The organism is Bradyrhizobium sp. Rc3b, from assembly GCF_900114915.1.
Taxonomy (GTDB): Bacteria; Pseudomonadota; Alphaproteobacteria; order Rhizobiales; family Xanthobacteraceae; genus Bradyrhizobium.
In genome coordinates, this window is sequence record NZ_FOUS01000004.1 from 451,304 (window position 1) to 478,019 (window position 26,716).

Annotated in this window: 25 protein-coding genes; 16 read left to right on the plus strand and 9 right to left on the minus strand. The window is 65.4% G+C overall.

Annotation, left to right across the window (positions count from 1 at the left end; genetic code table 11):
• Nucleotides 1–192 precede the first annotated feature (192 nt).
• The 11 genes from tolQ (at nucleotide 193) to BM190_RS12195 (ending at nucleotide 14,249) form a co-directional block, all read left to right on the plus strand.
• The gene (gene tolQ / locus BM190_RS12145) at nucleotides 193–909 is read left to right on the plus strand and encodes a protein TolQ (RefSeq protein WP_018317771.1); all 717 of its coding nucleotides are present in this window, start codon (nucleotides 193–195) and stop codon (nucleotides 907–909) included.
• Nucleotides 910–952: 43 nt separating this feature from the next.
• A complete protein-coding gene (gene tolR / locus BM190_RS12150; RefSeq protein ID WP_092254686.1) occupies nucleotides 953–1,402 on the plus strand; it encodes a protein TolR in 450 nt (149 codons plus the stop codon).
• 4 nt (nucleotides 1,403–1,406) lie between these two features.
• Complete coding sequence (gene tolA, locus BM190_RS12155; RefSeq protein ID WP_092254689.1) at nucleotides 1,407–2,366, plus strand: cell envelope integrity protein TolA; 960 nt, start codon at nucleotides 1,407–1,409, stop codon at nucleotides 2,364–2,366.
• A gap of 41 nt (nucleotides 2,367–2,407) precedes the next feature.
• Nucleotides 2,408–3,754, plus strand: coding sequence for a Tol-Pal system beta propeller repeat protein TolB (gene tolB, locus BM190_RS12160; RefSeq protein WP_177237051.1), 1,347 nt, complete (start codon nucleotides 2,408–2,410; stop codon nucleotides 3,752–3,754).
• Between the two features lie 253 nt (nucleotides 3,755–4,007).
• Nucleotides 4,008–6,338 carry a putative bifunctional diguanylate cyclase/phosphodiesterase gene (locus BM190_RS12165; RefSeq protein ID WP_018317775.1) on the plus strand — a complete coding sequence of 777 codons (2,331 nt, stop codon included), beginning with the start codon at nucleotides 4,008–4,010 and terminating at the stop codon, nucleotides 6,336–6,338.
• Between the two features lie 190 nt (nucleotides 6,339–6,528).
• Complete coding sequence (locus BM190_RS12170) at nucleotides 6,529–7,254, plus strand: N-acyl amino acid synthase FeeM domain-containing protein (protein WP_018317776.1); 726 nt, start codon at nucleotides 6,529–6,531, stop codon at nucleotides 7,252–7,254.
• Nucleotides 7,255–7,570: 316 nt separating this feature from the next.
• A complete protein-coding gene (pal, locus tag BM190_RS12175; RefSeq protein WP_018317777.1) occupies nucleotides 7,571–8,059 on the plus strand; it encodes a peptidoglycan-associated lipoprotein Pal in 489 nt (162 codons plus the stop codon).
• 201 nt (nucleotides 8,060–8,260) lie between these two features.
• Nucleotides 8,261–9,307: a tol-pal system protein YbgF gene (ybgF, locus tag BM190_RS12180; protein ID WP_177237044.1), complete on the plus strand. Its 1,047-nt coding sequence runs from the start codon at nucleotides 8,261–8,263 to the stop codon at nucleotides 9,305–9,307.
• Between the two features lie 77 nt (nucleotides 9,308–9,384).
• Entirely contained in the window at nucleotides 9,385–10,443 is a 1,059-nt protein-coding gene (tilS, locus tag BM190_RS12185) for a tRNA lysidine(34) synthetase TilS (RefSeq protein ID WP_092254698.1), read from the plus strand.
• Nucleotides 10,444–10,707: 264 nt separating this feature from the next.
• Nucleotides 10,708–12,633: an ATP-dependent zinc metalloprotease FtsH gene (ftsH, locus tag BM190_RS12190; RefSeq protein WP_018317780.1), complete on the plus strand. Its 1,926-nt coding sequence runs from the start codon at nucleotides 10,708–10,710 to the stop codon at nucleotides 12,631–12,633.
• Between the two features lie 170 nt (nucleotides 12,634–12,803).
• On the plus strand, nucleotides 12,804–14,249 hold the full coding sequence (locus BM190_RS12195; protein ID WP_092254701.1) for a hypothetical protein: 1,446 nt from the start codon (nucleotides 12,804–12,806) through the stop codon (nucleotides 14,247–14,249).
• A gap of 2 nt (nucleotides 14,250–14,251) precedes the next feature.
• Here the strand turns inward: BM190_RS12195 and BM190_RS12200 are convergent, their stop codons facing one another.
• From BM190_RS12200 to BM190_RS12215, 4 genes are all read right to left on the minus strand, one after another.
• Nucleotides 14,252–14,935 (minus strand): class I SAM-dependent methyltransferase, encoded by a 684-nt coding sequence (locus BM190_RS12200; protein WP_210321551.1) that lies wholly within the window; start codon nucleotides 14,933–14,935, stop codon nucleotides 14,252–14,254.
• A gap of 8 nt (nucleotides 14,936–14,943) precedes the next feature.
• Nucleotides 14,944–15,939 carry a glycosyltransferase family 2 protein gene (locus BM190_RS12205; protein WP_091956434.1) on the minus strand — a complete coding sequence of 332 codons (996 nt, stop codon included), beginning with the start codon at nucleotides 15,937–15,939 and terminating at the stop codon, nucleotides 14,944–14,946.
• A 165-nt stretch (nucleotides 15,940–16,104) separates the two neighbouring features.
• Nucleotides 16,105–17,667 carry a hypothetical protein gene (locus BM190_RS12210; RefSeq protein WP_092254710.1) on the minus strand — a complete coding sequence of 521 codons (1,563 nt, stop codon included), beginning with the start codon at nucleotides 17,665–17,667 and terminating at the stop codon, nucleotides 16,105–16,107.
• Nucleotides 17,668–17,769: 102 nt separating this feature from the next.
• Nucleotides 17,770–19,260 carry a hypothetical protein gene (locus tag BM190_RS12215; RefSeq protein ID WP_092254713.1) on the minus strand — a complete coding sequence of 497 codons (1,491 nt, stop codon included), beginning with the start codon at nucleotides 19,258–19,260 and terminating at the stop codon, nucleotides 17,770–17,772.
• Between the two features lie 415 nt (nucleotides 19,261–19,675).
• Here BM190_RS12215 and BM190_RS12220 point away from each other — a divergent pair, with 415 nt between their 5' ends.
• Nucleotides 19,676–19,840 carry a Flp family type IVb pilin gene (locus tag BM190_RS12220; protein ID WP_018317786.1) on the plus strand — a complete coding sequence of 55 codons (165 nt, stop codon included), beginning with the start codon at nucleotides 19,676–19,678 and terminating at the stop codon, nucleotides 19,838–19,840.
• Here BM190_RS12220 and BM190_RS41085 read toward each other — a convergent pair.
• The gene (locus BM190_RS41085; protein WP_244550638.1) at nucleotides 19,833–20,105 is read right to left on the minus strand and encodes a hypothetical protein; all 273 of its coding nucleotides are present in this window, start codon (nucleotides 20,103–20,105) and stop codon (nucleotides 19,833–19,835) included. The genes BM190_RS12220 and BM190_RS41085 overlap by 8 nt on opposite strands.
• Before the next feature lie 158 nt (nucleotides 20,106–20,263).
• On the minus strand, nucleotides 20,264–20,443 hold the full coding sequence (locus tag BM190_RS41090) for a hypothetical protein (RefSeq protein WP_244550639.1): 180 nt from the start codon (nucleotides 20,441–20,443) through the stop codon (nucleotides 20,264–20,266).
• A gap of 114 nt (nucleotides 20,444–20,557) precedes the next feature.
• On the opposite strand from BM190_RS41090, the gene BM190_RS12230 reads away from it, so the two are divergent.
• Nucleotides 20,558–21,238 (plus strand): TetR/AcrR family transcriptional regulator, encoded by a 681-nt coding sequence (locus BM190_RS12230; RefSeq protein WP_026201906.1) that lies wholly within the window; start codon nucleotides 20,558–20,560, stop codon nucleotides 21,236–21,238.
• 151 nt (nucleotides 21,239–21,389) lie between these two features.
• Here the strand turns inward: BM190_RS12230 and pyk are convergent, their stop codons facing one another.
• Both pyk and BM190_RS12240 read right to left on the minus strand, forming a co-directional pair.
• Nucleotides 21,390–22,826 (minus strand): pyruvate kinase, encoded by a 1,437-nt coding sequence (gene pyk, locus BM190_RS12235; protein WP_018317789.1) that lies wholly within the window; start codon nucleotides 22,824–22,826, stop codon nucleotides 21,390–21,392.
• Entirely contained in the window at nucleotides 22,823–23,416 is a 594-nt protein-coding gene (locus BM190_RS12240; protein WP_018317790.1) for a DUF1036 domain-containing protein, read from the minus strand. The genes pyk and BM190_RS12240 overlap by 4 nt, the downstream gene beginning before the upstream one ends.
• A 178-nt stretch (nucleotides 23,417–23,594) precedes the next feature.
• Here BM190_RS12240 and BM190_RS12245 point away from each other — a divergent pair, with 178 nt between their 5' ends.
• From BM190_RS12245 to BM190_RS12255, 3 genes are all read left to right on the plus strand, one after another.
• Nucleotides 23,595–23,906 carry a DUF1244 domain-containing protein gene (locus tag BM190_RS12245; protein ID WP_092254716.1) on the plus strand — a complete coding sequence of 104 codons (312 nt, stop codon included), beginning with the start codon at nucleotides 23,595–23,597 and terminating at the stop codon, nucleotides 23,904–23,906.
• A 198-nt stretch (nucleotides 23,907–24,104) separates the two neighbouring features.
• Nucleotides 24,105–24,377, plus strand: coding sequence for a DUF2312 domain-containing protein (locus BM190_RS12250; RefSeq protein ID WP_014492426.1), 273 nt, complete (start codon nucleotides 24,105–24,107; stop codon nucleotides 24,375–24,377).
• Between the two features lie 147 nt (nucleotides 24,378–24,524).
• Nucleotides 24,525–24,950, plus strand: coding sequence for a hypothetical protein (locus BM190_RS12255; protein WP_092254719.1), 426 nt, complete (start codon nucleotides 24,525–24,527; stop codon nucleotides 24,948–24,950).
• A 125-nt stretch (nucleotides 24,951–25,075) separates the two neighbouring features.
• Here BM190_RS12255 and mepK read toward each other — a convergent pair whose 3' ends face one another.
• Nucleotides 25,076–26,680 (minus strand): peptidoglycan L,D-endopeptidase MepK, encoded by a 1,605-nt coding sequence (gene mepK / locus BM190_RS12260; RefSeq protein WP_409362477.1) that lies wholly within the window; start codon nucleotides 26,678–26,680, stop codon nucleotides 25,076–25,078.
• Nucleotides 26,681–26,716 lie beyond the last annotated feature (36 nt).

Below are 26,716 nucleotides of genomic sequence, written 5' to 3' on the forward strand. Positions count from 1 at the left end.
GCCAAAGGCCCATAGTTTTGACATCTTGGCAGGGAATGCAGACGGCCGGCTTTGGACGAGCCCCTGCACCCAGAATGACAAGGCTTTGAGCGGGCTTGCCGGCCGCGCCGGTTCTAGCGCGGCTATTGGGGAACCGGCAGCCATTTGCTGGCCGGCACATCGGGTAACGATCGCCTTGAGAGGATACTGCTTATGAATCCGGCCGACGTGGCTCAGTCAGCCCTTCCGGTTGCCGCTTCCGCGGACGTGTCGCTGATCGCGCTGTTCTGGCAGGCTCACTGGATCGTGAAAGCGGTGATGCTGGGACTTCTGTCCTGCTCGGTCTGGGTCTGGGCGATCGCCATCGACAAGATCTTCCTGTTTGCCCGTACCCGCCGCTCGATGGACCGTTTCGAGCAGGCCTTCTGGTCCGGCGAATCGATCGAGGAGCTCTATCGCACCCTCTCGGCCAAGCCGACGCATTCGATGGCGGCGTGTTTCGTCGCCGCGATGCGCGAGTGGAAGCGCTCGTTCGAGAACCAGGCCCGCTCGGTCGCGGGCCTGCAGATGCGCATCGACAAGGTGATGAACGTCTCGATCGCGCGCGAGGTCGAGCGGCTGGAACGCCGTTTGCTGGTGCTTGCGACCGTCGGCTCCGCCGGCCCCTTCGTCGGCCTGTTCGGCACGGTCTGGGGCATCATGTCGAGCTTCCAGTCGATCGCGGCGTCGAAAAATACCTCTCTGGCGGTGGTGGCGCCGGGCATCGCGGAGGCGCTGTTTGCGACCGCGGTCGGCCTTATCGCCGCCATTCCTGCCACTATTTTCTACAATAAGTTCACCTCCGAGGTGAACCGGCAGGCCCAGCGGCTCGAGGGCTTCGCTGATGAATTTTCCGCCATCCTGTCGCGTCAGATCGACGAGCGGGGCTGACGGACGGCATGTATAGTGTGAAGGGCAATTTGGGCACGCGATCATGGCGATGAACGTTGCGAGTTCGTCCGGAGGCGGCGGCCGCCGTGGCCGGCGCAAGCCCGTCGTGGCCGAGATCAACGTCACGCCGATGGTCGACGTGATGCTGGTGCTGCTCATCATCTTCATGGTGTCGGCGCCGATGCTGACGGTCGGCGTGCCGCTCGACCTGCCGCAGACCCAGGCCAAGAGCCTCGAGAACAACGACCAGAAGCCGATCCAGATGTCGGTCGACATCAAGGGCAAGGTGTTCATCAACGATGCCGAGATCGCGATCAACGAGCTGGTGCCGAAGCTGAAGGCGATCACGGATGCGCGCGGCGGGCTCGAGGAGCGCATCTATCTGCGCGCCGACAAGAAGGCGGATTACGGCACGGTGGCCAGGGTGATGGGCCTGTTGTCTGGCGCGGGCTTCAAGAAGCTGGCGCTCGTGACCGAGGCGGATCAGGGATAGGCCGGTGAAGGTGAACGTCGACAAGACACTCGTTGCGTCGATTGCCCTGCATGTCCTCGTGCTGGGATGGGGCCTCGTCACCTTTAGCAGCAAGGCCTACGTCGCGCCGGAAGAGTCGCTCCCGATCGACATCATCTCCACCGATCAGCTCGCGAAGATGATGGCCGGGCAGAAGACCGGCAAGAAGGAAGAGCCCAAGCCCAAGGTCGAGAAGATCGCCGAGCCCAAGCCGGAGGAAGACGCCGTCGGCAAGGTCACCGAGAAGAAAGAGCTGATCAAGACCAATTCGCAGCCAGAGCCGCCGCCGAAGCCGGTCGAGAAGCCGGTGGAGAAGAAGCCCGAGCCGCCGAAGCCCGTCGCCGAGGCGAAGCCGAAGGAAGAGCCGAAGCCGCAGGAAAAGAAGCCTGATCCGGCCAAGGAAGATCCGATCGCCGAGCTGCAGAAGAAGCTGGAGACCAAGAAGCCGCCGCCCAAGCCCGTGGAGCAGAAGGTTGCGGCGGTGCAGCCGCAGCAGCAACCGAAGCCCAAGGAGCGCAGCTTCGATCCAGCGCAGATCCAGCGCGACCTCGACAAGCGTGCCGCGACCCGGCACGAACAGACCGGCTCGGCGCTGAATGCGTCGGCCTCGCTGGGATCGGCGACCGGCACTGCTGCCAACAACGTTGCGACATGGCGCGGTGCGTTCCAGGGCGCGGTCAAGCGCTGCTTCACGCCGACCTATAACGGGCAGGATGCCGACCAGTACGAAGCCGACATCGACATTCCCATGAAGATCGACGGATCGCTGGCGTCCGAGCCCATCGTGGTCGCGGTGAGGGGACCGTCGCGGTCGATCGCCCAGGCGGTGGCGGAGAGCGCCAAGCGCGCCATCGTGCAGTGCCAGGTCTACTCGTTCATGCCGAAGCAGCAGTACGAGAGCTGGAAGCTCATTCCGATGACTTTCGGCCTGAAAGATATGTTGTGACATCCGAACAAAAGAATTTTGCAATGAATGACGTCCGATCGATGAACCGCCGCCGCTTCATGACCCTGACCGGATCGACGCTCGCGATGCTCGGGGGCGGACGTGCCTTCGCTCAAGGCCAGGACGGCCGCATCCGCATCGACCCCAATGCATTTCAGCCGATCCCGATTGCGATCACCGGCTTCGTGCCGGGCTCGCCGTCCGACGGCGACGTCGGCAACGGCGTCACGCAGGTCATCACCAACAATCTCAAGCGTTCGGGCCTGTTCGCGCCGATCGACCAGGCCGCCTTCATCGAGCGCATCAGCAACATCGACGTCGCGCCGCAATTCCAGAACTGGAAGACGCTCAACGCGCAAGCCCTCGTCACCGGCCGCATGACGCGGCAGTCAGACGGACGGCTGAAGGCCGAATTCCGTTTGTGGGACGTGGTCTCCGGCCAGCAGCTTGCCGGGCAGCAATATTTCACCTCGCCGGAATATTGGCGCCGCATCGCCCACATCATCTCCGACCAGATCTACGAGCGGATGACCGGCGAGAAGGGCTATTTCGACAGCCGCGTGGTGTTCGTGGACGAAAGCGGTCCGAAGGAGCGCCGCGTCAAGCGGCTCGCGATGATGGACCAGGACGGTGCCAATGTGCGCTACCTGACCCGCGGCTCCGACCTCGTGCTGACGCCGCGCTTCTCGCCGAACTCGCAAGAGATCACCTATATGGAGTTCGGCCAGGGCGATCCGAAGGTCTATCTGTTCAACATCGAGACCGGCCAGCGCGAGATCGTCGGCAACTTCCCGGGCATGACCTTTGCGCCGCGCTTCTCGCCGGACGGCCAGCGCGTCATCATGAGCTTGCAGCAGGGCGGCAATTCCAATTTGTTCGTGATGGATCTGCGCTCGCGCTCGACCACGCGCCTCACCGACACGCCGGCGATCGACACGTCTCCGTCTTACTCGCCGGATGGCACCCGCATCTGCTTCGAGTCCGATCGCGGGGGCAGGTCGCAGATCTACGTGATGGCGGCGGGCGGAGGACAGGCGCAGCGCATCTCCTTCTCCAAGGACGATACCAACGCCAGCTACTCGACCCCGGTGTGGTCGCCGAAGGGCGATTACATCGCCTTCACCAGGCAGGGCGGTGGACAGTTCTCGATCGGCGTCATGAAGCCGGACGGCTCCGGCGAGCGGCTGCTCACCTCCGGCTTCCACAACGAAGGGCCGACCTTCTCGCCGAACGGCCGGGTGCTGATGTTCTTCCGCGATCCCGGCGGCAGTGGCGGGCCGTCGCTGTACAGCGTCGACATCTCTGGCCGCAACGAGCTCAAGGTGCCGACGCCGGGCTTCGCCTCCGACCCCGCGTGGTCGCCGCTGCTGTCCTCGACGGCGGGCTGACAAGAGAACGCTAAAACATCGCGCGTTCAGACGCGCGATGTTGTCGAAAAAACGCGCCGATTTTTTCGACTTCTCGGCGCCAAGCAAGCTTTCCTTCACCTTGTGCCCGGCAAGGCTTGCCTAGTTGCTTGATATTTAAGCGGAAATCGGTTCGCTGATACCGAAAAACAACTCGACTTTAACGATGTTCCCTCAGAAAGACTTCATCTGGGCTGGGTAAGACTACGCGCCAAACAGGACGCGTAACAAGCCAATGCAACTGGCCGACCAGAAGCAGAGTGATCGAGACGAGCTGGAGCCGATACTCTACGCCGCTCTCATCAACTCCATGGTGCAGAATTTCTGGGCGATCTTCTTCGGCTCGGCCTCCGCGGCCGTGGCCGCGGTGATGACTGCGTTGAAGACGGGCGATGTCTGGCTGTGGCCGCTCGCGTTTCTGCTGATCGCTATCGGCACCGCGCGCGCGTTCCAGATGCGCGGGTATGAAAACCGCACCCAGGTGCTGTCATTCGAAGAGGCCAAGCACCTGGAGCCGCGTTACTGGATCGGCGCGCTGAGTTATGCGGCGGTGCTCGGTGTGTGGGCCTTCGTCGTCATCTACAACAACAACGATCCGGTCGCCGACATGCTCTGTGTGGCCATCGGCATCGGCTACACCGCGGGCGGCGCCGCCCGCAATTACGGGCAGCCCCGGGTGATCCAGTGGCACGTCGCACTGGCCTGCGGTCCGATGTCGCTCGCCCTGCTGCTGCACGGCGGCTTCTACCACATCGGTCTTGCCATCCTGCTGGTGTTCTTCTTCATCGGACTGAAGAACATCAACCTCAGCCTGCATGCGATCTTCGTCAAGGCGCTGACCTCGAGCTTCCGCGAATCCGCGCTGGCGAGCCAGTTCGACACCGCGCTCAACAACATGCCGCATGGCCTGTGCATGTTCCGCGCCGACGGCCGCCTTGCGGTGATGAACCATCGTTTCGGCGAGCTGATGGCCTTGCCCGAGGACCTCGTCAAGCGCGGCGCCACCGCCGCCGATATCGCGGCGGCCTGCGTTTCCGCCGGGTCGATCTCGGCGGAGAGCGGCGATCAGATCCTGGCCGAGATCGAGCATGCGCGGATCTGCGAGATCGTCACCGCGGATCCGGATTCCTCGCGCGGCCGCACCCTGGCCTGGACGTTCCAGCCGATGACCGGCGGCGGCACGGTGCTGCTGCTGGAAGACATCACCGAACGCACCAATGCGGAAGCCCGCATCAGCCATCTCGCCCGTTATGACGAGCTCACCGCGCTGCCCAACCGTGTCAGCTTCCACGACGAGATCGAGCGGCTGCTGAAGAATTCGCATCACGCCGAGCGGCTGTCCGCGCTGCTGTTCGTCGACCTCGACCAGTTCAAGCAGGTCAACGACACGCTCGGTCATCCCTGCGGCGACCAGCTGCTGTGCGCCGTCGCCAACCGTCTGCGCGAGATGCTGCGCCCCGAAGATTTCGTCGCCCGATTCGGCGGCGACGAATTCGTCGTGTTCCAGCAGAACATCTCCTCGCCCGAGGACGCCGCCGCGCTGGCCCGCCGCATCGTCGAGCGGCTGAGCGAGCGCTACCGCATCGACAATCATTTGGTCGAGATCGGCGCCAGCGTCGGCATCGCGCTGACCTCGCCGGGCGATGCCAGTGCCGATACGCTGCTCAAGAATGCCGACATGGCGCTGTACCGCGCCAAGGCCGACGGCCGCGGCACCTTCTGCTTCTTCCGCGACGAGATGGCGGCGACCGTCGAGGCCCGCCGCATCCTCGAGCTCGATCTGCGCAAGGCGCTCGCCAACGAGGAATTCGAGCTGTTCTACCAGCCGCTGGTCAATCTGAAGTCCGGCAAGATCACCACCTGCGAGGCGCTGCTGCGCTGGAATCATCCGGTGCGCGGCACGGTCTCGCCGATCGACATCATCCCGGTCGCCGAGGACATGGGCCTGATCGTCGATCTCGGCCGCTGGATCCTGCGCCGCGCCTGCATGGAATGCATGAAGTGGCCGGAGGGCGTCAGCGTCGCCGTCAACTTCTCGCCGCAGCAATTCCACCAGCGCGACGTGCTGAGCGAAATCCGCTACGCGCTGGAGGTGTCGGGCCTGCCGGCGCATCGGCTGGAGATCGAGATCACCGAGTCCTCCCTGCTGCGCAACACCCAGCTGACCCACGACATCCTGTCGCAATTGCATGCGCTCGGCGTGCGCATCTCGCTCGACGATTTCGGCACCGGCTATTCCAGCCTCAGCTATCTGCACAATTTCCCGATGCAGAAGGTGAAGATCGACCGATCCTTCCTCGAAGGCATCGACACCGACCGCCCGCTGACGCTGCTGCGCGGCGTGGCGCGGCTGTCCGCCGATCTCGGCATGGCCGTCGTGGTCGAAGGCATCGAGACCAATGAGCAGCTCGATCTGATCAGCGCCGACGGCACCGTCTCCGAGGCGCAAGGCTATTTGTTCAGCCGTCCGGTGCCCGCCGTGCGGATGCGCCAGCTGCTCAACGCCTCGCATGGACGGCGCGGCGAAGGCCAGCTCCACGTCGCCAGCTCGCGCTCCTTCGCTTAAGTCCGTTTCTCAAAACGTCCCAACATTTCAGGCTGTTGCAGGGTACCGTAGTGCTACGGTGGTTAACCCTAACCGTTCGATTGCTTTGCATACTTGTTAAGAAGGTGTTAATAAATCATGGCGCGCGCGCAAGTTGTCTTGCGGGAATTGCCTTTGAATGTCGCGACGTGAGTGTGGGTAAGGAGTTGGAATGCAGTCCTCAGCCAGATCTGTCATTTCGGCTGTTGGACGGGGAGCGGAGCTTCTGACCGACGTCGATTATCATCTTGCGGAAACCGTCGCGGAGAAGGAGGAGATCTACAATCTCCGCTACCGCGCCTATCTGCGGGAGGGCGCGGTCAAGCCCTCCGCCGATGCGCGGGTGACCGACCGCTACGACGAGCTGCCGAACGCGTGGACCTTCGGCGTCTATCTCCATGGCGAGCTCTGCAGCTCGGTGCGCATCAGCGTGCTGACATCGGAATGGCGCGAGTCCACCTCGGCCGATGTCTTCCCGGACATCCTGCTGCCGCGGCTCGACCGCGGCGAGGTCATGATCGACCCGACCCGCTTCGTCGCCGATCCCGACCAGGTCAAGCGGGTTCCGGAATTGCCCTATCTGACAACGCGTCTCGCTTACATGGCCTGCGAGCATTTCAATGCCGATCTCGGTCTCGCCATCGTGCGTCCCGAGCATCAGGCTTTCTACCGGCGGGTGTTCCTGCACGAGACCATCGCCGAGCCCCGCCTGGTTCCCGGCCTCACCAAGCCGTTCGGACTGATGGCCGCGGACTTCCCGACCTTCCGCAAGAAGGTGTTCGAGCGTTATCCGATCATGCGGTCGACCGCGTTCGAGCGGCGGATGCTGTTCGGGCGCGGCGGCCAGCGCCAGGTGCCGCAGCGACCGGTGCTCGTGGCGGACGCCGCGCACGCCTAAAGTCGGCGGTGGCGCGGATGCGGCGCCAGGTTTGAGCCTGGGCTCGGCCTTTGCCCGTCACCCTTTACCCGTCGCGCGTCGCCATCACGTCCTGGGCCCAAAATTCAGGCGAAAGCCGGCGTTTTTGCCGGCCGGTGCGACTTGCCTTCACCCTCGCGCCACATTTACAACCCATTAACCATGACGGGTGCTTTTCGCTGGTTGGGGGCATTTGATCGGCTGAGGCAAGGTTCCGTCAAGGTTGACGGAACGTTCGCTTAACCAACCCCCTGTAGACCGGACAGCAGTGGACTAACGTGAGCGTGGAGGCTCCGGAATGAAACATCCTATGCGTATCCTCCAGGGATTGAAGCTGGTCGCGGTGCTCGCCGTCGCGCTGTCGATGGGCGCCTGCGCCAACAAGAATGCTGCGACGGATGCGATGGCCAATGCGGCAACGCCTGGCAGTCAGCAGGATTTCGTCGTCAACGTGGGTGACCGCGTGTTCTTCGAAAGCGACCAGACCGATCTGACCCCGCAGGCGATCGTGACCCTGGAGAAGCAGGCGCAGTGGCTGCAGACCTATCCGCGCTACAGCTTCACCGTCGAAGGCCATGCCGACGAGCGCGGCACCCGCGAATACAACATCGCGCTCGGCGCCCGCCGTGCCCAGTCGGTGCGTTCGTTCCTCGCCTCGCGCGGTATCGATCCGAACCGCATGCGCACGATCTCCTACGGCAAGGAGCGGCCGGTCGCCGTCTGTAACGACATCTCTTGCTGGTCGCAGAACCGTCGTGCCGTCACCGTGCTGAACGCGAGCTCCTGACGCCGAGATACTGACACTCAGTCAGGCGCCGTTCATCTTCCAAGACCGATTATGCCGGCGCCCTCTCGGGCGCCGGTTTCGTTTCAGCAATCCGTGACAGAATCCCCGTGGTGCCAGACACATTTTTGGCGTACTCCCCTTCAATGTGTGGCGCGTCGCATGTTCCGTCGCAGGCCATTTCGCTTTCGTCGTCAGGGCAAGATGTCATCCAGATTTAAGGTCCTTACAGGCGCCGTGGCCATCGCCGCGCTGCTCCCCTTGTGCACGCCCGCCTTCGCCCAGACCGATGATGATCCCGAGATGCGGATCGAGCGGCTGGAGAACCAGCTGCGCCAGCTCACCGGCCAGAACGAAGAGCTGCAATACCGCAACCGCCAGCTCGAAGAGCGGCTGCGGGCGCTCGAGGGCGGCGCCCAGGGCGCGCCCGGACAGGCGCCCAACGTCGCGGCGATGCCGCCCGCCCAGGTCGGACCAGGTCAGGTCGCGCCCGGCTATCGCCAGCAGCCGCAGCAGCAGGCCGTGCAGCCGAATTACGAGCAGCCGCAGAGCGCCGCTCCGGCGCCGATCATTCAGGAGCAGCCGGCGCCCGGCGCTCCCGGCACGCGTCGCCGCGGCGATGCCTTCGATCCGAGCCAGAACCCGAACGCGCCCGGTGCGCCGCGCGCGCTCGGCGGCGGCCCGCAGCCGATGCCGTCGGGAGCACCCGGCGGCCGCGGCGCCGGCGAGCCGCTCGATCTCGCCAACACCGGCCCCCGTTATCAGCAGCAGGCCGCTCCCCCGGCCGCGCAGCCCGGCTATCCGCCGGCCCAATCCGGCTATCCGCCGCCGGCTGGCGGCGCCGGCCTGACCACCCTGCCGCCCTCGGCGACGCCGCGCGACGAGTTCGACCTCGGCATCGGCTACATGCAGCGCAAGGACTACGCGCTCGCCGAGCAGACCATGAAGAACTTCACGCAGAAATATCCGAGCGACCCGCTGCTCGGGGACGCGCAATACTGGCTCGGCGAGAGCTACTTCCAGCGCCAGCAATATCGGGACTCCGCGGAAGCCTTCCTCGCCGTCACCACCAAATATGAAAAATCGGCCAAGGCTCCGGATGCGCTGCTGCGGCTCGGCCAGTCGCTCGCCGCGCTGAAGGAGAAGGAGGCCGCCTGCGCCGCCTTCGGCGAGGTCGGCCGCAAATATCCGCGCGCCTCCGCCGGCGTCAAAGCCGCGGTCGACCGCGAGCAGAAACGGGTGAAGTGCTGACGTCAGGGTCCTGACAATGCGGATGGTGCTGCGCTAGACATCGTAACCATCCGCCTGCGGCAGTCAGGGCCCGCGTCATGTCAGACGATGACAATTCTCCGATCTCGGCACGCGAGGCGAGGCGGCTCTTCGCCGGCCTGAAGCGCGCGCCGGCGCTGGTGCTCGCCGTGTCGGGCGGGCCGGACTCGGTCGCGCTGATGTGGCTTGCGGCGCGCTGGCAGCGCAGCCTTGCGCGGGGCCCGCGTCTCACCGTCGTCACGATCGATCACGGCCTGCGGCGAGAGGCGGCGCGTGAGGCGCGCGATGTCAAGCGGCTCGCCACTGAGCTTGGATTGCCGCACCGGACCCTGCGCTGGCGCGGCGCAAAGCCGAAGACCGGACTGCCGGCGGCGGCGCGCGAGGCACGCTACCGCTTGCTCGCGCAGGCCGCGCGTGCCGTTGGCGCGAGCCATGTGCTGACCGCTCACACCCGCGACGATCAGGCCGAGACCCTCTTGATGCGCCTGTTGCGCGGCAGCGGACTTGCCGGGCTGTCGGCAATGGCCTCCCTCAGCGAGCGCGACGGGATCGTGCTGGCGCGTCCGCTGCTCGAGGTCCCGAAGGCGCAGCTGATCGCGACCTTGAGGCGGGCCAGGATCCGCTTTGCCGACGATCCCACCAACCGCGACACCGCCTTCACCCGGCCGCGGCTGCGCGCGCTGCTGCCGCTGCTTGCGGCCGAGGGTGGCGATGCCCGCACGCTGGTGCGGCTCGCGGCCCGGCTGGCGCGGGCCAATGCGGCGGTCGAGGTGCTGGCCGACGGCGCCGAGCGCTTCCTCCGTTTGCGGGATCGCGGCGATGCGCCGCAGGCAGGCGTTCGCAGCTTCGAGGCCGCCACCTTTGCCGGCCTGCCGGAGGAGGTCCGGCTGCGGCTGCTACTGCGGGCCATCAACGCGCTCGGGCATGAAGGGCCGGCGGAACTCGGCAAGATTGAATCTCTCCTGGCCGTGCTCGACCAGGCCATCGCCGCAAGCCCTCGCGCAGGCGCAAATGGCCGTCCGGCCATGAGGCAGACCCTTGCGGGAGCCTTGATCAGCCTTGCCGGCGGGCGTATCCACATCGCACCGGCGCCGGCCCGGCGTCGCAAGGGCGGATAGGCGTGGGCGTGGGCGGATCATGACACCGGCCAATTCGGCCCCGTGCCGTCAGGACACCTTAACCAGGCAGGAAAAACCACCGTCAGGTCGCCATTATTTCAGCGGGAATCGCTCTAAGATGGGATAAATAGTCCCATCTCGTTCCCTTGGCAGCGACCGGGGCGGCACCTAAATTGTATGCGTCTAACGATGAGGATTCCTTGGGGATTTCCTCGTAGAGCCCAAGGATGAGGCCGCGATCCGCGCGACCACGAAGGAAGATCGATGAACGCCAATCTGCGCAATTTCGCCCTCTGGGTCATTATTGTCTTGCTGCTTTTGGCGTTGTTCACGCTCTTCCAGAATCCAGGTCAGCGGGCCTCCTCGCAGGACATCGCCTTCTCGCAGCTCCTGAGCGAGGTTGACCGCGGCAATGTGCGCGACGTCGTGATCCAGGGGCCGGACATTCACGGCACCTTCACCAACGGCTCCAGCTTCCAGACCTATGCGCCCAGCGACCCGACGCTGGTGAAGCGCCTCTATGACAGCAAGGTCCAGATCACCGCGAAGCCGCCGGGCGACAACGTGCCGTGGTTCGTCTCGCTGCTGGTCTCCTGGCTGCCGTTCATCGCCCTGATCGGCGTGTGGATCTTCCTGTCGCGGCAGATGCAGGGCGGCGCCGGCAAGGCGATGGGCTTTGGCAAGTCGCGCGCCAAGATGCTGACCGAAGCGCATGGCCGCGTCACCTTCGAGGACGTCGCCGGCGTCGACGAGGCCAAGCAGGACCTTCAGGAAATCGTCGAATTCCTCCGCGACCCCGGCAAATTCCAGCGCCTCGGCGGCCGCATTCCGCGCGGCGTGCTGCTGGTCGGCCCTCCCGGCACCGGTAAGACGCTGATCGCGCGTGCGGTCGCGGGCGAAGCCAACGTGCCGTTCTTCACCATCTCCGGTTCTGACTTCGTCGAGATGTTCGTCGGCGTCGGCGCGAGCCGCGTCCGCGACATGTTCGAGCAGGCCAAGAAGAACGCGCCCTGCATCATCTTCATCGACGAAATCGACGCGGTCGGTCGTCACCGTGGCGCCGGTCTCGGCGGCGGCAATGACGAGCGCGAGCAGACGCTGAACCAGCTGCTGGTCGAGATGGACGGCTTCGAGGCCAACGAGGGCGTGATCCTGATCGCCGCGACCAACCGCCCCGACGTGCTCGATCCCGCGCTGCTGCGTCCCGGCCGCTTCGACCGCCAGGTCGTGGTGCCCAATCCGGATGTCGTCGGCCGCGAGCAGATCCTCAAGGTTCACGTTCGCAAGGTGCCGCTGGCCCCCGATATCAACCTCAAGACCATCGCGCGCGGCACCCCGGGCTTCTCCGGCGCCGACCTGATGAACCTCGTCAACGAAGCCGCGCTGACCGCCGCCCGCCGCAACAAGCGGATGGTGACGCAGGCCGAGTTCGAAGAGGCCAAGGACAAGGTGATGATGGGCGCCGAGCGCAAGTCGCTCGTCATGACCGAGGAAGAGAAGTTGCTGACGGCCTATCACGAGGGTGGCCACGCCATCGTCGGCCTCAACGTCGTCGCGACCGACCCGATCCACAAGGCGACCATCATTCCGCGCGGTCGTGCGCTCGGCATGGTCATGCAGCTCCCCGAGCGCGACAAGCTGTCGATGTCTCTGGAGCAGATGACCTCGCGGCTCGCGATCATGATGGGCGGCCGTGTCGCCGAAGAGCTGATCTTCGGCCGCGAGAAGGTGACCTCGGGTGCGTCTTCCGACATCGAGCAGGCGACACGCCTGGCACGTATGATGGTGACGCGCTGGGGCCTGTCCGAGGCGCTCGGCACCGTGTCCTATGGCGAAAACCAGGACGAGGTTTTCCTGGGCATGTCGGTGTCGCGCACCCAGAACGCATCGGAGGCGACGGTCCAGAAGATCGACACCGAGATCCGGCGTTTCGTGGAAGAGGGCTACAACGAAGCGACGCGTATTCTCACCGAGAAGCGCGCCGATCTCGAAGCTCTCGCCAAGGGCCTGCTCGAGTTCGAGACGCTGAGCGGCGACGAGATCGTCGATCTGCTCAAGGGCAAGAAGCCGAACCGCGAGTCCGTGCTCGAGCCGAGCACGCCGCGCGCCTCCGCGGTGCCCCCGGCCGGCAAGTCGCCGCGCCCGCGGCCCGATGCGGATCCCGGCCTGGAGCCGCAGCCGCAGGCGTAATCGCGAGCGACAGATGAGATTGCAAAACGCGGCGGAAACGCCGCGTTTTTTGTTGGCCGGCGGTTCGTGGATGCAGGGCGTCCCCGGCGCGAGCGAGGCGCGCGGCTTCCGGGGCAAACGCGGGAATCACTAAAGAAGAACTTAACGCTTGCGGCCTATTTTGGCCCGCCATGACTGACCAGGTCGTCCACAGCGCGGTTCAACCGTTTTCGGCACGTTCAGCGCTCCCTTGGGCAGTGGGCCTCGGTGTCTATGCCCTGCTGCTGATCGTTGGGCCGTGGCTGCTCGGTGATCCCGACAGCTATTCTCATATCGAGGTCGGGCGTTGGATCATCGCGCATGGCACCCTGCCGGAGAGCGATCCCTTTTCGTTTTCGAAGAATGGCGCGCCCTGGATCACGTTCGAATGGCTCTCCGAAATCGTCTACGCCGGAGCCTACGCATTGTCCGGCTGGCCCGGCGTCGTCGTCGTCGCAGCAGCGGCCATAGCGCTCGCCTTTGGCCTGTTCACCTTCTTCCTGCTGCGCGAGCTCTCGCCGGCCCTGACCCTGCTCATGGTGATCGCGGCCGTCATCCTGCTCGCGCCGCATATGCTGGCGCGGCCACATGTCCTCGTGCTGCCGGTGATGGTGATCTGGGCGGCTGCCCTGGTGCGCTGCATGGATCGCGGCGGGCCTCCGCCATACTGGGCGCTGCCGCTGCTGGTGCTGTGGACCAATCTGCATGGCAGCGTCGTGCTCGCGCTCGGGCTGATCGGTCCGGCGGTGCTCGAGGCGCTGCTGCGTGAGGAGCGAAGCGAATGGCCGCGCGTGCTGCTGCGATGGCTGCCCTTCTCGGCCCTTGCCCTCGCAGCTTCCTGTCTGACGCCGCACGGGCCGGAGCCGCTGCTGATGCCGCTGACGACGCTCGGCCTCGGCTCTGCGCTCGCCTGGATCGGGGAATGGCGGCCGCAGGATTTCAGCCATGTCGGTGGCTTCGAGTTGCTGCTGCTGGCCGGCATCTTTGCGCTCGCGCGCGGCGTGACGCTGCCGGTCGTGCGGGCCCTGGTGGTGATCGGCCTGCTCCATTTCGCACTGGCGCAGGTCCGCAACGCGGATCTGCTGGCCATGCTGGCGCCGCTCTATCTGGCGGCTCCCTTGGGGAGGAAGTTCGGCGGGCGGATCACGGACGATGCGGAGGGCGCGTCGCGCGGCCTGAATCTGGCCGCGTTCGGTGTTCTGATCGCGATGAGCGGGGCGGCGCTGGCGCGCGACATACGGCCGGCTCCCGTCATCACCCCTCAGGCTGCCATCGCTCAAGCCGACCTCGCCAAGGCGGGGCGCGTGCTCAACGACTATTCCTTCGGCGGCTATTTGATCTTTGCCGGCATTCCCACCTTTATCGATGGTCGCGGCGAACTGTATGGCGGGCCGTTCATCGACCGCTACAATCGTGCCCTGGCGCTGGTCGACCTCGCAGATTTTCTCAAGCTGCTCGACGAATACGACATCGGCGCGACGCTGCTCGCGCCGCGGACACCGGCGGTCGCGATGCTCGACCGGCTGCCGCAGTGGCAACGCGTCTACAGCGACGACGTGGCGGTCGTGCACAAGCGGCGGGATACGCCGCAAAGATAAAGTCAGACGGTCCCGAAGGCCGCGTATTGGCCGCCGAGCGACACGCCGCTCAGGGCATCTTCGAGGCGACGCGCCGGTTTGGTGTCCCAGGGGAGCAGCAGGAAATGGCGGGCGCCGATCTCGCGCAAGCCGCCCGCAGCCATCAGCTTTCGGGTTTTGCCGGCACTGAGCAGGACGGCGTCCCGGTCGAACTCACAGCGCGCAACGGCAAGACGTGTCAGCGGGTTGTAGGGATTGTGCTCGATCACGCAGACGAGCCCCCCGGGGCGCACCACCCGCCGCATCTCGGTGATGAAATGCGTCCATTCGGCCGGCACGATATGGTGCATCACGCAGATGGCCGTCACGAGATCGAAGCTGGCGTCCTCGAAGGGAAAACTGCGGCCGTCAAACTCGCGGTAGTCGACCCCGCTATTGGCCGCGCGTGCCTGCGCCAGGCTGGCCGACGAAACGTCGATACCGCTCAAGCGGCCGACCATGCCGTGCAGCAGGGGATGAAGGCTGCCCACGCCGCAGCCGACGTCCAGCATGTCGGGCCTCTCGGTGTTCAGCCGCTGCGCGATCAGATTGCGCAGCAGATCGGCCTTCGCGCGCATGAAGAAATCATGCGGCAAGCCGGAGAAGTCGATCGAGGATTGGACAACGTCACGGTAGTTGGCGTGATAGCCGTCGAAGAGCTCGCTCATGCGCCGGGTCACTCGTTGACGGCGTGGATGGCAGGTGCTGCCGCCGCCTCGTTGCGATCGAAGCCGGCGCGCGTCTGCACCACATAGAGCGGGCGGCGTTTCACCTCGGCATGGATGCGGCCGACATAGAGCCCCACGATGCCGGTCATCAGCATGTTGATTCCGCACAGCAGGGACACGACGACGATCGTCGACGACCAGCCGGTGACGAGATGGCTGTCCTTGCTGAGCCACAGCAGGATCACCCAGCCGCCGTAGAGCAGGGCCAGTCCCGAAACCGTCAAGCCGCACCAGATCGCAAGCCGCAGGGGCAGATCGGAAAAGCCGAGCGCGGCGTTCACCGCGAGCCGCACCATCTTGAACAGCGGGTATTTGGTTTCGCCCGCAGCGCGCTCGAGGCGGTGGAAGGCGACCTCGGCCTGCCGGAAACCGAGCCAGGCGATCATGCCGCGTACAAATCGATCCTGCTCCGGCATCTGCCTGAGTGCGTCGAGCACCTTGCGATCGATCAGGCGGAAGTCGCCGACATCGGCGGGGATGCCGACCGAGGACATCCTGCCGAGGAGCCGGTAGAACAGATGCGCGGTCGCACGCTTGAACCGGCTTTCGCCTTCGCGCGACAGGCGGCGGGCGTGGACGACGTCGTTGCCTTCCTGCCATTTTGCGATCAATTGCTCGATCACTTCGGGCGGATCCTGCAAATCGGCATCCATCACGATGATCGCGTCACCTTCCGCGGCGTCCATGCCGGCGGTGATGGCGACCTGATGGCCGAAATTTCGCGACAGGCCGATATAGCGAAAGCGCGGATCGCGCTTGGCGAGCGCCTGGAGCACGATCGAGCTGGAATCGCTGCTGCCGTCATCGACGAAGATCGCTTCGGCCGGACCGTCGAGCCGGGACAAGACGAGGTCGAGCCGGCGCAGCAGGACCGGCAGCACGGCTTCCTCGTTGAACACGGGGATGACGAGGCTGTAGCGGATCGATCTGGAATTGGCCGCCATGCGAGAGCTTCCGGCTGGGTTGCAGGGGCGGAGTCTAGTTCGGCGGTGGTTAAGGTCGCCTTGCCGCAACTGTTAAGGATCTAGGGCCCCGGGGCGACTGAGGGCAGGAAGCGGAGCGGAATGGCGATGCACGATTAACCATGCTTGCGCAGCCGTGGCCTCGGTCTAGGGCCTGCGGCGGATCTTGTAGAGGACAAATCGCTCCGAGGTGTCCAGCACCTCCAGCAGTTCCGGCAGCGGGTTCGCGGCCGGCGGTGCGAGCACATAGAGATAGTCGTAGTCCCGGTACCAGGTGCGGATGAATGGCGGAACGTCCTCCGGCGGCTGTCTCGTTGCGATCGCCGCAAGCAGCTCCGACGGCACCGGTCCTCCGTAGGGAATGGCAAGGCGGCGCACGGCCTCGCGTGGCCGCACCGGCTGCTTGCCCGCTTCCGTGAAGAGGTTGGGCACGAACGCGTTGGCATAATGCACGGCCAGCGTCGGCGCATAGTACATCGGATACGAGGTGAGGTCGGCGAAGGGCGGATCACCATTGTCGCCCGTGCTGCCAACGAGAACGCGTGAGCCGCGCTCGATCTTCCGGAACGAGGCGATGATCGCCGCATAGTCGGCGCGGTAAGGCAGCCACACCGCGAAAACGACCGCGAGATTGATCAGTATGATGCTGCTGATCGCGGCGAGCGCAGCCGTTCTCCAGGTCCGGCTGGGAAGCGACAGCGAGCAGAAGGCCGGCAGGATCAGAGCTGCAGCGGGAATCACGCGAAGGTCGACGAACGAGGTTCCGAACAGCTTCGAGGGAATGACGAGGTAAAGCAGTGCAAAGCCGATCGCGAGCCAGAGGCCGGCCGGCTCGAGCTTGAGGACGCCGCGCCTTGCAGCGAACAGCAACGAGATCATCAGCGCCAGCCCGGTCACTGCCGATGCCGTCAGGCTGTAGCCGTTCAGGATGCGCAGCGGCCAGATCGGCTTGAATCCGAAGAACCAGCTCGTCCCTTCGCTTCCGATCGAGCCCGCGGTCAATTGCATGATCCCGAACAACACAAGCGCCGGCAGGGCCAGCGCGCCGAGCCGCGCGGCCGCCACCCGGTACGATATTCGCTGCTGACGAATGCGCGAGAGCTCGTAGAGGCCAAGCGTCGCACCGTAGATGCCGAGCGAGAAGAAATGCGCCGCGTAGAGCGCAGCGACGAACAGCAGGTTGGCGACGAAGCGCAGCGGCCATGGGCCTTCGGCCAGCATCAGATAGATTGCGATGCCCCAGAGAGCGAGGCCGAGGCCAAACTCGAAATTCACGAAGCCCCAGCTGAACGGCAGACAGTAGAGGAAAGCGAGCGCAGCGAAGCCGGCAAGATGGACCCGTCCCTTCCGGGTCCATTCCAGCAGCAGCGCGCCCCCGACGATCAGCAATTGGCTCAGCAGCAGAAACAGCCGCGTGGCGTTCTCGACGCTCATCAGCCGCGCCAGCTGCGGCACCAGCAGATCCATTCCAAGGTTGGGATAGAAGGCCCAGGCCACCTCGTAATACGGATTGGCGTCGGGGGTGCCGTTCCGGCTCAGAATGTACATGCGGGCGAGGTGATTGGGATAATCCACCATCGCAGGAATGGGGGTCAGCAGCACCGGAAGAAAGGAGACCGCCGCCAGCACCGCAAGAACGGCGATCGCAAGGGACCGCTCCGAGCCGAGCCGAGCCGGGATTGTCAAAGTCGGCCTGTCAAAAGAAGACATGTCGCGGGATCGCCGGGGTTTGAGCGTGGTGTGCCAGGTCGCGTCCACGTCGTCTTTGGAGGGACATCTCACGGTTACGAGTACGCGCCCTCAAGGAGGTTCTCACTTCGAAGGCGTCGCGGTCGCGCTGTCCGCATGGTCTCGCACATGGATCACCGCGATGTCGTCCGCATAGATCCGCTTCCAGCCCTTGAGCTGGTCGAGGATCTGCGGGCCCGGCGCATCGGCAACCAGCAGCGTCGCGTCGATCTTGTACTCGTCGAGCAGGCGCGGCAGCAGCTCGGGCTTCTTGCCCTCCGTCGCCTTGAAGAAGTCCATGACGAATTTCTCGCCATAGAGCTCGGCACGGCCGTCAACGAAGACCGGAATATCGCGCGAGATCAGATAGCCGCCGAACTGATAAGCATTGAAGATGCGCTGCATCTTGCGTTGCTCGAGCACGTCGACGGCCGCAACCGGCGTGTGCGTCGTCGTGAAGGTGAAGCGGTGGTGCGCCATGTAGAGCGACGTCGAGGTCCAGCTCGCCACCACGATCATCAGCGCGCCAAGCGCGGTGACATAGCGGGCGGGCCAGCGCCCGGCACCGGCGGCGTCAGGCGCCGGGCGCGGGAACATCTCGCCGAGCGGCTTTGCCAGCACCAGCGGCACGACGAACGCAAATGCCTCGATGCTCCTGACATGGGTCAGCGCGCTCCAGGTCAGGAACAGGATCAGGAAGATCCGGGGCGCCGACAGTACCAGGCCGCGATAATAGCCGAATGCGATCAGGCCGAGCAGGGCGCCTTCGAATGGGGTGAACGTGGAGAAGTTCGCGGGCATCCATTCGAAGATCAGCGACAGCAGTTCGCCGAGGCCGAGAATATTGGTCGCGCCCAGCAGCGTCCGCCAGCCATACGGCGTGCAGCAGCTCGCGATCAGAGCGCCGATTCCGAACAACACCCAGCGCGTGAACAGCTGGAGCCGTCGTCCCTTCTCGGCGTGCTCGACAGCCTCGAGCGCGATCGGGCCGATCAGCACGAGGCCCAGCACGAAGCCGCCATGCAAATTCGCCCAGAGCGCCATCAGCGGCAGCCAATACCAGGACGGCGCGCTCTTGCGGTCGGCAGCTGCCATCAGCAGGCCGACCCACGCCACCATGACGGGCAGCGCCAGGATATGCGGCCGCGCCAGCACGTGATGGGCCGACAGCAGCAGCGCCAGCATCGCGAACAGCACTGCGCGTGGTGCCTCGATCTGAGCATCGAGCAGATAGACGAAGATCGCGACCGTGACCGCGACCGCGACCGCGGTGAGGATGACGGGACCTGCCCAGTCCCATTGCGCATGGGAATAGGCGAACAGCACCTGCGACAGCCACGACGTCGAGATCCATGGCGCGCCCGTTCGTGTGAACGAATAGAAGTCGGTGGTGGGCATGGCGCGGTGATCGAGGATCCACTGCCCGATCTTCACCTGCCAGAACGAGTCGGAGTCCTGCAGCCGGGTGTCGCCGAGATAGAGGAAGAACAGATAGACGCCGGCACCGACACACAGCGGCACCAGGGCCCTCGCGCGGCTCTGCGCCGCGATGCTGTTGGCAAAGGAAAGGGACATGCCGCCTCGTCGTCCTGTTGTTCTTGTCGGTCGGGCATGATCCGGACCCGGCGGGCCGCGTTGGCGCAAAGTGAGGCGCGGTTTCCGAGAAGATCATGCTCGAGCAATCACCTGAAGCGCGATGAACGATTTATCTCATCGCGCGCCAGTCCGAGCGGGCGGCATTGGACCACGGGCGGTCATAACTTCGGGTAAACCGGCAGGCCACGCCGGTTTCAGGTCCCGACAAATTTAACAGATTGTTTTAGATTTCAATTTACCATCGGCGAATACACGCGAACCGCTCGGTGTTTACGCAGTCGAATTAACTGCGGCGCAATTCTTTGCCTCTACGTTCGGTTCCATGGTCGGGCGGCGCTGGGAAGCCGAAAAGACCAGATCAGTTGTAGCCTCGTGTACTCATTTGGAGCACTCTATGAAGAACCTCGTTGCGCGTTTCCTCAAGGATGAATCCGGCGCCACCGCCATTGAATACGGCCTGATCGCTGCCGGCATCGCGCTGGCGATCATCACCGTCGTCAACAATCTCGGCACCACGCTGAACACCAAGTTCACCGCGATCTCGACCGGCCTCAAGTAAGACCGGACGAACTGCGAATTTCTGAGAGCCTCGTCGCTGACGGGGCTCTTTTCTTTTGGGCGAGGCCGGCAAGGGCCCTAACGAAGCCGGCGCTGCGGACCCACACGCCGTAACTCCGGTCGAGATAGAATTTCGCGGCCCAGATCGAGACTGCGGCGAGCGCGGCGCCGGCAGCGACGTCGGTGATAAAATGCGCACCGATCACCGGCGTCGCCGCGATCATCAACAGACTGAGCACGGCCACGATGCCGCCGATGCCACGCACCGGCTACAGCGCCCACATATAGAGCACGGCTGACGCCGCGTGAAAGCTCGGAAACGAGACGATGCCGGACAGAGAGAACAGCCGGCAAGCTCGCCTTTGACGAGCCGGTGGCCATAGGCGGCCGCGAGTAGCGCCGCGGCGATCGCCAGGGTCACACCTTAGGCGACCGGCTCGAGACTCAGTCCGGTCGAGGGGAGGCCGAGCGCCAGCAGGGTGGCCATCCCGAGAATCGGAAACCAGTTGAGGTGGAAAAGCTGCCAGGCGGTCCGGGAGTCCGTGTCGAGCATGGTGCGCGTTTGCGGCGCGGCCCCTCCGGTGGCGCTCCCACGCATTTGCATCTTGTCATCCCGCCTGAATAGTTGTTCAGTCCTTGCGGGGCGATTTGCATCTTTTGCGTGACGAAGCGTTTAGCCGCAGGGCGTGCGGCAGGCGTGTGGGACAGGAAGCGCGCCATGGTTTATCGGCGGACGCATCAAGTGGTGAAGCGCCTTGCGGCGCGGCGCAGTGCGATCTTGACGGCGGCGCGGGAGACTGCGGCGGAAGGCGGGATGGCGGCGGTGCAGATCGCGCCCGTCGCGGTCCGGGCCAATGTCGCGGCCGGCACGGTCTACCGCTACTTCCCCTCCAAGGCCGAGCTGATCTCCGAGCTGATTGCCGAGGTCTCCCGCGATGAGCTCGCGGCGATCCGCCGGGCGGCCGATGCCGCGCCGGGGCCGTCCTCGGCGCTGGCGGCCGCCGTCACTACCGTGGCGGTCCATACCCTGTCGCAGCGGCGGCTGGCCTGGGGCATTCTGGCCGAACCTGTCGATGTCGATGTCAGCGCCTCCCGCCTTGCCAGCCGGCGGGAGATTGCCGGCGAGATTGCCGCCCGGATCGATGCCGCCGTGCGTGCCGGTCACCTGCCGGCGCAGGACACCGCACTCGCCGCGACCGCCTTGCTCGGCGCGCTGCATGAGGCCCTGGTCGGGCCGCTTGCGCCTGACAATCTCGATGATCCCGTCAAGATGCGCGATGCGGTGCAGACCGTGACGCTGCTGGCGCTCCGTGCCGTCGGCGTCATGGACGCCCGCGCCCGGGGTCTGGTGGTGCAGCAGACGCTGCTGCCGACCGCGAAGGCGCTCGTTGGGGCGTGAAATCGCGGTGCGCACGAAGCGGCCGGCCTGACAGCGCTCAGCTGGTTGACTGAGCGAGCCTTTTCGCAAAACCGCAGCAGGCTCGCCGGGCACTCCGGCTACTGTGCATGGGGTTGTTTTTCGACTTTTTGTTTGGCGTGCCCTGGCGGGCCTACATGATCGCGTCGCCCTCGGGGCCGACCGAGGCGATGCGCACCATGTTGGTGGTGCCGGGGATGCCGAGCGGCACGCCGGCGACGATGATCACGCGCTGGCCGGCGCGGACGAAACCGTCCCGGAACGCGATCTGGCCGGCGCGGCCGACCATGTCGTCCTGGTCGCGCGCGTCTTCCGCCACGACGCAATGCACGCCCCAGACCACCGCGAGCCGGCGGCCGGCGGTGATGTTCGGCGTGATCGCCACGATCGGCGGCTTCGGCCGCTCGCGCGCCACCCGCACTGCGGTCGAGCCCGATGAGGTCCAGCAGATCAGGGCGGGCAGGTCGAGCGTCTCGGCGATCTGCCGCGCGGCGTCGGCAATGGCATCGCCCGCGGTGGATTCCGGCGCGGGGCGCTGCGCGGTGAGCACGGAACGATAAATCGGATCGCGCTCGACCTCCTCGCCGATGCGGTTCATGGTCGAAACCGCCTCGACCGGGAATTTGCCGGCCGCCGATTCCGCCGACAGCATGATGGCGTCGGCGCCCTCATAGACGGCAGTGGCGACGTCGGAGACTTCGGCGCGGGTCGGCACCGGCGACTGGATCATCGATTCCAGCATCTGGGTTGCGATCACCACCGGCTTGCCGGCGCGGCGCGCCATCCGCGTCATCTGCTTCTGCAGGCTCGGCACGCGCTCGAGCGGCAATTCGACGCCGAGGTCGCCGCGCGCCACCATCAGCGCGTCGGAGGCCTCGATGATGTCGGCGAGACGGTCGATCGCCTGCGGCTTCTCGATCTTGGCCATGACTGCGGCGCGGCCGCGGATCATCTTCTTGGCCTCGATCACGTCGTCGGCGCGCTGCACGAAGGACAGCGCGATCCAGTCGATGCCGGTGACGAGCGCCGCCTCGAGGTCGGCGCGGTCCTTCGAGGTCATGGCGGAGACCGGCAGGTCGGTGTCGGGCAGGCTGACGCCCTTGCGGTCGCTCATCTTGCCGCCGACCACGACCCGCGTCACCGCGTGCTCTTTCGAGGTTTCCTCCGCGATCAGGCGCACCTTGCCGTCGTCGAGCAGCAGCGCGTGGCCGGGGCGCAGCGCCGCCAGGATCTCCGGATGCGGCAGGTGGACGCGCGTGGTGTCGCCGGGGGCCTTGTCGGAATCCAGCGTGAAGGTCTGGCCGTTCTGCAGCTGCACCGAGCCTTCGGCGAAGGAGCCGAGCCTGAGCTTCGGGCCCTGCAGGTCGACCAGGATGCCGATCGGCCGGCCATAGCTGCTCTCGACGTTTCGGATCGTCGCCACCAGCTCCCGCATCTTGTCATGCGGGGTGTGGCTCATGTTGATGCGAAACAGGTCGGCGCCGGCCTCGAACAGGCGGCGGATCATCGCGAGGTCTGAAGAGGCTGGGCCCAGGGTCGCGAGAATCTTGATACGGCGAAGACGCCTCATGGCTTATTTCCAGACGGGGGCGAGGGAGCTGGCGGGAGGCCAGGCGGGGCGGGGGGCGTACCACCGGGCGGGCTATTGGGCAAACCCGGAACCCCGCCCGGGCCAACCGGACCGGGGAGGCCGGGTACGCGTTGCTGCGCCGGCTGTTCGTTGGCATCGGTAAGCTGCACCGTCCACGCCCGCTGCTCACCGGTATCGACCTCGAAATAGCCGGTCCGGTCATAGCCGCGCGCGAGGCAATCCTCGGTGCCGCGGATGGTGAACTCCTTGTCGCGCGAGCACATGAAGGCCTGCCCCGACCACTCGCCGCCGCGGTCATAGTCGATGGCGTAGATGTAATAGTAACGGGCGACCAACGTTCCCCGCAGCAGGGTCTCGCAGGAGCGGGACGAGATGTTCCACCAGCCTTCGGTGGTCCAGCCCTCGGCGTCCTTGTAGCCGAGCGCAATGCCGACCCGGCTCGACGTGTTGTTGCAGAGACGGAAATCGGCGGAGGCCGGGCTGCTCCACAAGCACAGCAGGCCAATCGCCAGCACCGGGACCAACCGGACGAGCATGCGAAGGGGGGAGCGGGGAGATTCGGCGATCATTGTCGCGGAAGCTATATCAGATCATTGACGATTTGGCGTAGGGGGCCGGGGAACTGCCTCAAGGCCGGGCTCGGGTCGGTTTGCGCCGGGATATGGCAAAATCTGTGACAGGACCCACCTGATCCCGTAAGGGTGACCTCCATCGGGTCAGGCCCAAGGGGATACCAAGGATACAGCCATGGCAATCGACGACAAAACCAGAACGGAGCTCGAGGCGGCCGCTTTCCGCCGTCTGGTCGATCATCTGAAGTCGCGGACGGATGTCCAGAACATCGACATGATGAATCTGGCTGGCTTCTGCCGCAACTGCCTGTCCAATTGGCTCAAGGAAGCCGCCGACGCCCAGGGCGTCGCCTTAAGCAAGGACGAGAGCCGGGAGGCCGTCTACGGCATGCCCTACGAGACCTGGAAGTCGAAATACCAGGGCACGGCCACGGCAGAACAGCTCGAGATGATGAAGAAGGTCCATCCCCACGGGCACGGGCACTGAACGGCCCGGGCGCGCGCCTCGCCTGAGTCGCACCACACAACAGCTTTCTTGGCCTCGCCGCAGGAAGGTGTGGGCGCGCTGTGGACGAGCGCGATGCTGCCTTGAACGCCGTCGGTACCAACCCTAAGGGTCTACCAGCACGCGCGGTGAGGGATGCCGGCGTCACCTCGTTTTGCCAGTTCCATTGGGAGTACCTAGATGGCCACCTCCGCCGCCGTCCGCGACGACGAGCCCGCGACGAAATTTGCCAAGGACCAGCTCAAATCCATCATCGAGCGCATCGAGCGGCTGGAGGAAGAGAAGAAGGCGATCTCCGACGACATCCGCGACGTCTATGCCGAAAGCAAAGGCAACGGCTACGACGTCAAGGCGCTGCGCACCATCGTGCGCATGCGCAAGCAGGACCCCAACGAGCGCGCCGAGGCCGAGACCATCCTCGAGACCTACATGCAGGCGCTGGGCATGCTTTGAGGCGTTAGCGCCTCAAGCACGACTGCCGTAGCTCGGATAAGCGACAGCGAAATCCGGGCTCTCGCAGTGTGAAAGCAATCCCCGGATTGCGCCGCGCTCCATCCGGGCTACAAATTGCGCGTGTTTCGTTTGCGAACGGAGTCGCGAATGACTGCGCCACCGCTGCCGCGCGAGGTGAGCCGTGCCTTCGGCGCTCTTCCAACGCCGATCGGCAAGCGGCTGCTTCAGGTGCGTGCGCTGATCTTCGCGACCGCCGCGGCGCATGAAGAGGTCGGCCGGCTCACCGAAACGCTGAAATGGGGCGAGCCGGCTTATCTAACCGATCAGACCGGCAGCGGCTCGACGATCCGGCTTGGCCGCGTCAAGGACTCCGCACTTGCCGCCATCCTGTTCAATTGCAAGACGACGCTGATCGATAGCTTCCGCGAACGCTTTCCCGATCAATTCGAGTACCGGCAGACACGGGCGTTGCTGTTGCCGGTGGCGGGCAGGCTGCCGAAGCGGGAATTATCCGTCTGCCTGTCGCTGGCGCTGACCTATCATCTGGACCGGCGAGCGAGGAAAGCGCGGTAGGGCGCCCTCGTAGCCTGGATGGAGCGAAGCGTAATCCGGGGCCGTCGTTGCTCGTGGCGCGATTCCCGGATTGCGCTTCGCTCATCCGGGCTACGAGACTGAATTCGTGGAGGTAGCTCGGCGCCTCAGCGCAGCGCCGCGGTGCGCATGACGAACGACGTCGTCTGGAGCTTCGCGGTCGCGCTGCCCGAAAAACTGTCGCAGGACAGGCCGTGCATCGGGTCGTCGACAAAGCCCATCGCGATCACCGCCTGCGGCTTGACGAAATAGCCGCGCAGCGCGGCCGTATCGAGCTCACCCATCAGCGTGACCGACATCGCGCGGCTGGCGCTCGGCGACAGCATCACGATCTTGAGCCAGATGCTCTCGCTCTTGGCGGCGGAGAGGCGGGTCGCGGTCGCGACCGCGCCGTCGACGCTCTTGCCGACCACCGTGTTGATTTCGGTCGCCTGAGCGATGTTGCGCGACGCGGGACGGGCCGAGCGCGGGATCGGCGCGGAGGCGGCGACGACATTGGCGCGATCGACCGGGGAGGCGGCCGGCGCGAAAGCCAGCGCCTGAAGAGCGGCGTTGGACACGCTCGCGGTCGGTTGCGGATCGGTGGCGGCGGCAAGGGCCTGGCGGGCCTTCAGCGCAGCGATTTGCGCCGGCGTCGCCTGCTGCGGCGCGGCCGGGACATCATCCCAGAAGCCGCGGGCATTAATGATGTCGGCCGGGGTCTCCGGCTTGCCGGCAGCGGGCTTGTCGGCCACCGGCGCGGGCTTCGGCTTGGGCGGTGCAACGAGCTGCGCATCGGCCGAGGCGAGCTGGATCGCGGTGGGGATCTGCGGCTTGGCACGCGGCGTCGGCACCGGTTCGGCGGGCTTGGCGGCGGCTGCGACCACGGTCGGTGTCGCCGGCTTGGCGGCCGGGGCGGGCGCGCCCTCGTCGTCCTCGTCGCTGCTGGCGGCCGGAGCGGCGGACTTGCCCTTGAACAAAGCGGCGAAGAAGTTCGGCTTGCTGCTGCTGGAGTCGTCGCCATTGCCGCGGCGCTCGATCTCGGCCTTGGCGAGCTCATAGTTCTTCAGCGGCACGCCGTCGGTCGGCAGATGCACCGTCTTTCCGTCCGGGAAGACTCGGGCGAGCTGGTCATGCGTCATCCGCGGCCAGTGCCGGACGCTGCCGGTATCCAGATGCACGAAGGGGGAGCCGGAGGTCGGATAGAAGCCGACGCCGCCGCGCTGGAGGCGCAGGCCGGCGAAGCGGATCTGCTCCAGCGCCACGCCCGGAATGTAGAAGTCCATCGCATGGCCCAGCATGTGCTGGCTGGCGCGCGCCACACCCGAGGAGCGGCGGCGGAGCATGGCGTTGGTGGCGGGGGAGCGGTAGGAGGAGATGATCTGGATCGGCTGCTTGCCGTCGACGTCGCGGTAGACTTCCCAGAGGATATCGAAGAGGCGGCGGTCCATGACCGTCTCGTCCTGGGTGCGCCAGTCGCGCAGGAAGTGGTTGAGCTGCTTCAGCGCCGCTTCGTCATAGCGGCCATCGCGCTTGAAGGTGACGGTCAGGTCTTCGCCGGAATGGGTGTGGTGGAAGGAGAGCGTCTTGGTCTCGTTCAGCGCGGCGGCGTTATGAACCGAGCCTGCGCCCGCAAGCAGCAATACGGCAGCGAGGCCGATCCGCGAACCGGTCTTCACTCCCGCATGGGACAACGACAGCACAGCAAGTTGGCGTGCGAGACCAGTCAGCACGTATGAGCCCACCCAGTCGACGAGCGTTCAAATGGA

Coding starts and splice junctions, on each gene's coding strand:
- BM190_RS12195 (WP_092254701.1), top strand. CDS start 12,804: ATGACTGACCAGGTCGTCCACAGCGCGGTTCAACCGTTTTCGGCACGT.
- ftsH (WP_018317780.1), top strand. CDS start 10,708: ATGAACGCCAATCTGCGCAATTTCGCCCTCTGGGTCATTATTGTCTTG.
- BM190_RS12205 (WP_091956434.1), bottom strand. CDS start 15,939: ATGGCGGCCAATTCCAGATCGATCCGCTACAGCCTCGTCATCCCCGTG.
- BM190_RS12220 (WP_018317786.1), top strand. CDS start 19,676: ATGAAGAACCTCGTTGCGCGTTTCCTCAAGGATGAATCCGGCGCCACC.
- ybgF (WP_177237044.1), top strand. CDS start 8,261: ATGTCATCCAGATTTAAGGTCCTTACAGGCGCCGTGGCCATCGCCGCG.
- BM190_RS12170 (WP_018317776.1), top strand. CDS start 6,529: ATGCAGTCCTCAGCCAGATCTGTCATTTCGGCTGTTGGACGGGGAGCG.
- pyk (WP_018317789.1), bottom strand. CDS start 22,826: ATGAGGCGTCTTCGCCGTATCAAGATTCTCGCGACCCTGGGCCCAGCC.
- BM190_RS12240 (WP_018317790.1), bottom strand. CDS start 23,416: ATGATCGCCGAATCTCCCCGCTCCCCCCTTCGCATGCTCGTCCGGTTG.
- BM190_RS12250 (WP_014492426.1), top strand. CDS start 24,105: ATGGCCACCTCCGCCGCCGTCCGCGACGACGAGCCCGCGACGAAATTT.
- BM190_RS12200 (WP_210321551.1), bottom strand. CDS start 14,935: ATGAGCGAGCTCTTCGACGGCTATCACGCCAACTACCGTGACGTTGTC.
- tolB (WP_177237051.1), top strand. CDS start 2,408: ATGAACCGCCGCCGCTTCATGACCCTGACCGGATCGACGCTCGCGATG.
- tilS (WP_092254698.1), top strand. CDS start 9,385: ATGTCAGACGATGACAATTCTCCGATCTCGGCACGCGAGGCGAGGCGG.
- BM190_RS12245 (WP_092254716.1), top strand. CDS start 23,595: ATGGCAATCGACGACAAAACCAGAACGGAGCTCGAGGCGGCCGCTTTC.
- BM190_RS12210 (WP_092254710.1), bottom strand. CDS start 17,667: ATGTCTTCTTTTGACAGGCCGACTTTGACAATCCCGGCTCGGCTCGGC.
- tolR (WP_092254686.1), top strand. CDS start 953: ATGGCGATGAACGTTGCGAGTTCGTCCGGAGGCGGCGGCCGCCGTGGC.
- tolQ (WP_018317771.1), top strand. CDS start 193: ATGAATCCGGCCGACGTGGCTCAGTCAGCCCTTCCGGTTGCCGCTTCC.
- BM190_RS12165 (WP_018317775.1), top strand. CDS start 4,008: ATGCAACTGGCCGACCAGAAGCAGAGTGATCGAGACGAGCTGGAGCCG.
- BM190_RS12255 (WP_092254719.1), top strand. CDS start 24,525: ATGACTGCGCCACCGCTGCCGCGCGAGGTGAGCCGTGCCTTCGGCGCT.
- BM190_RS12215 (WP_092254713.1), bottom strand. CDS start 19,260: ATGTCCCTTTCCTTTGCCAACAGCATCGCGGCGCAGAGCCGCGCGAGG.
- BM190_RS12230 (WP_026201906.1), top strand. CDS start 20,558: ATGGTTTATCGGCGGACGCATCAAGTGGTGAAGCGCCTTGCGGCGCGG.
- pal (WP_018317777.1), top strand. CDS start 7,571: ATGAAACATCCTATGCGTATCCTCCAGGGATTGAAGCTGGTCGCGGTG.
- BM190_RS41090 (WP_244550639.1), bottom strand. CDS start 20,443: ATGCAAATGCGTGGGAGCGCCACCGGAGGGGCCGCGCCGCAAACGCGC.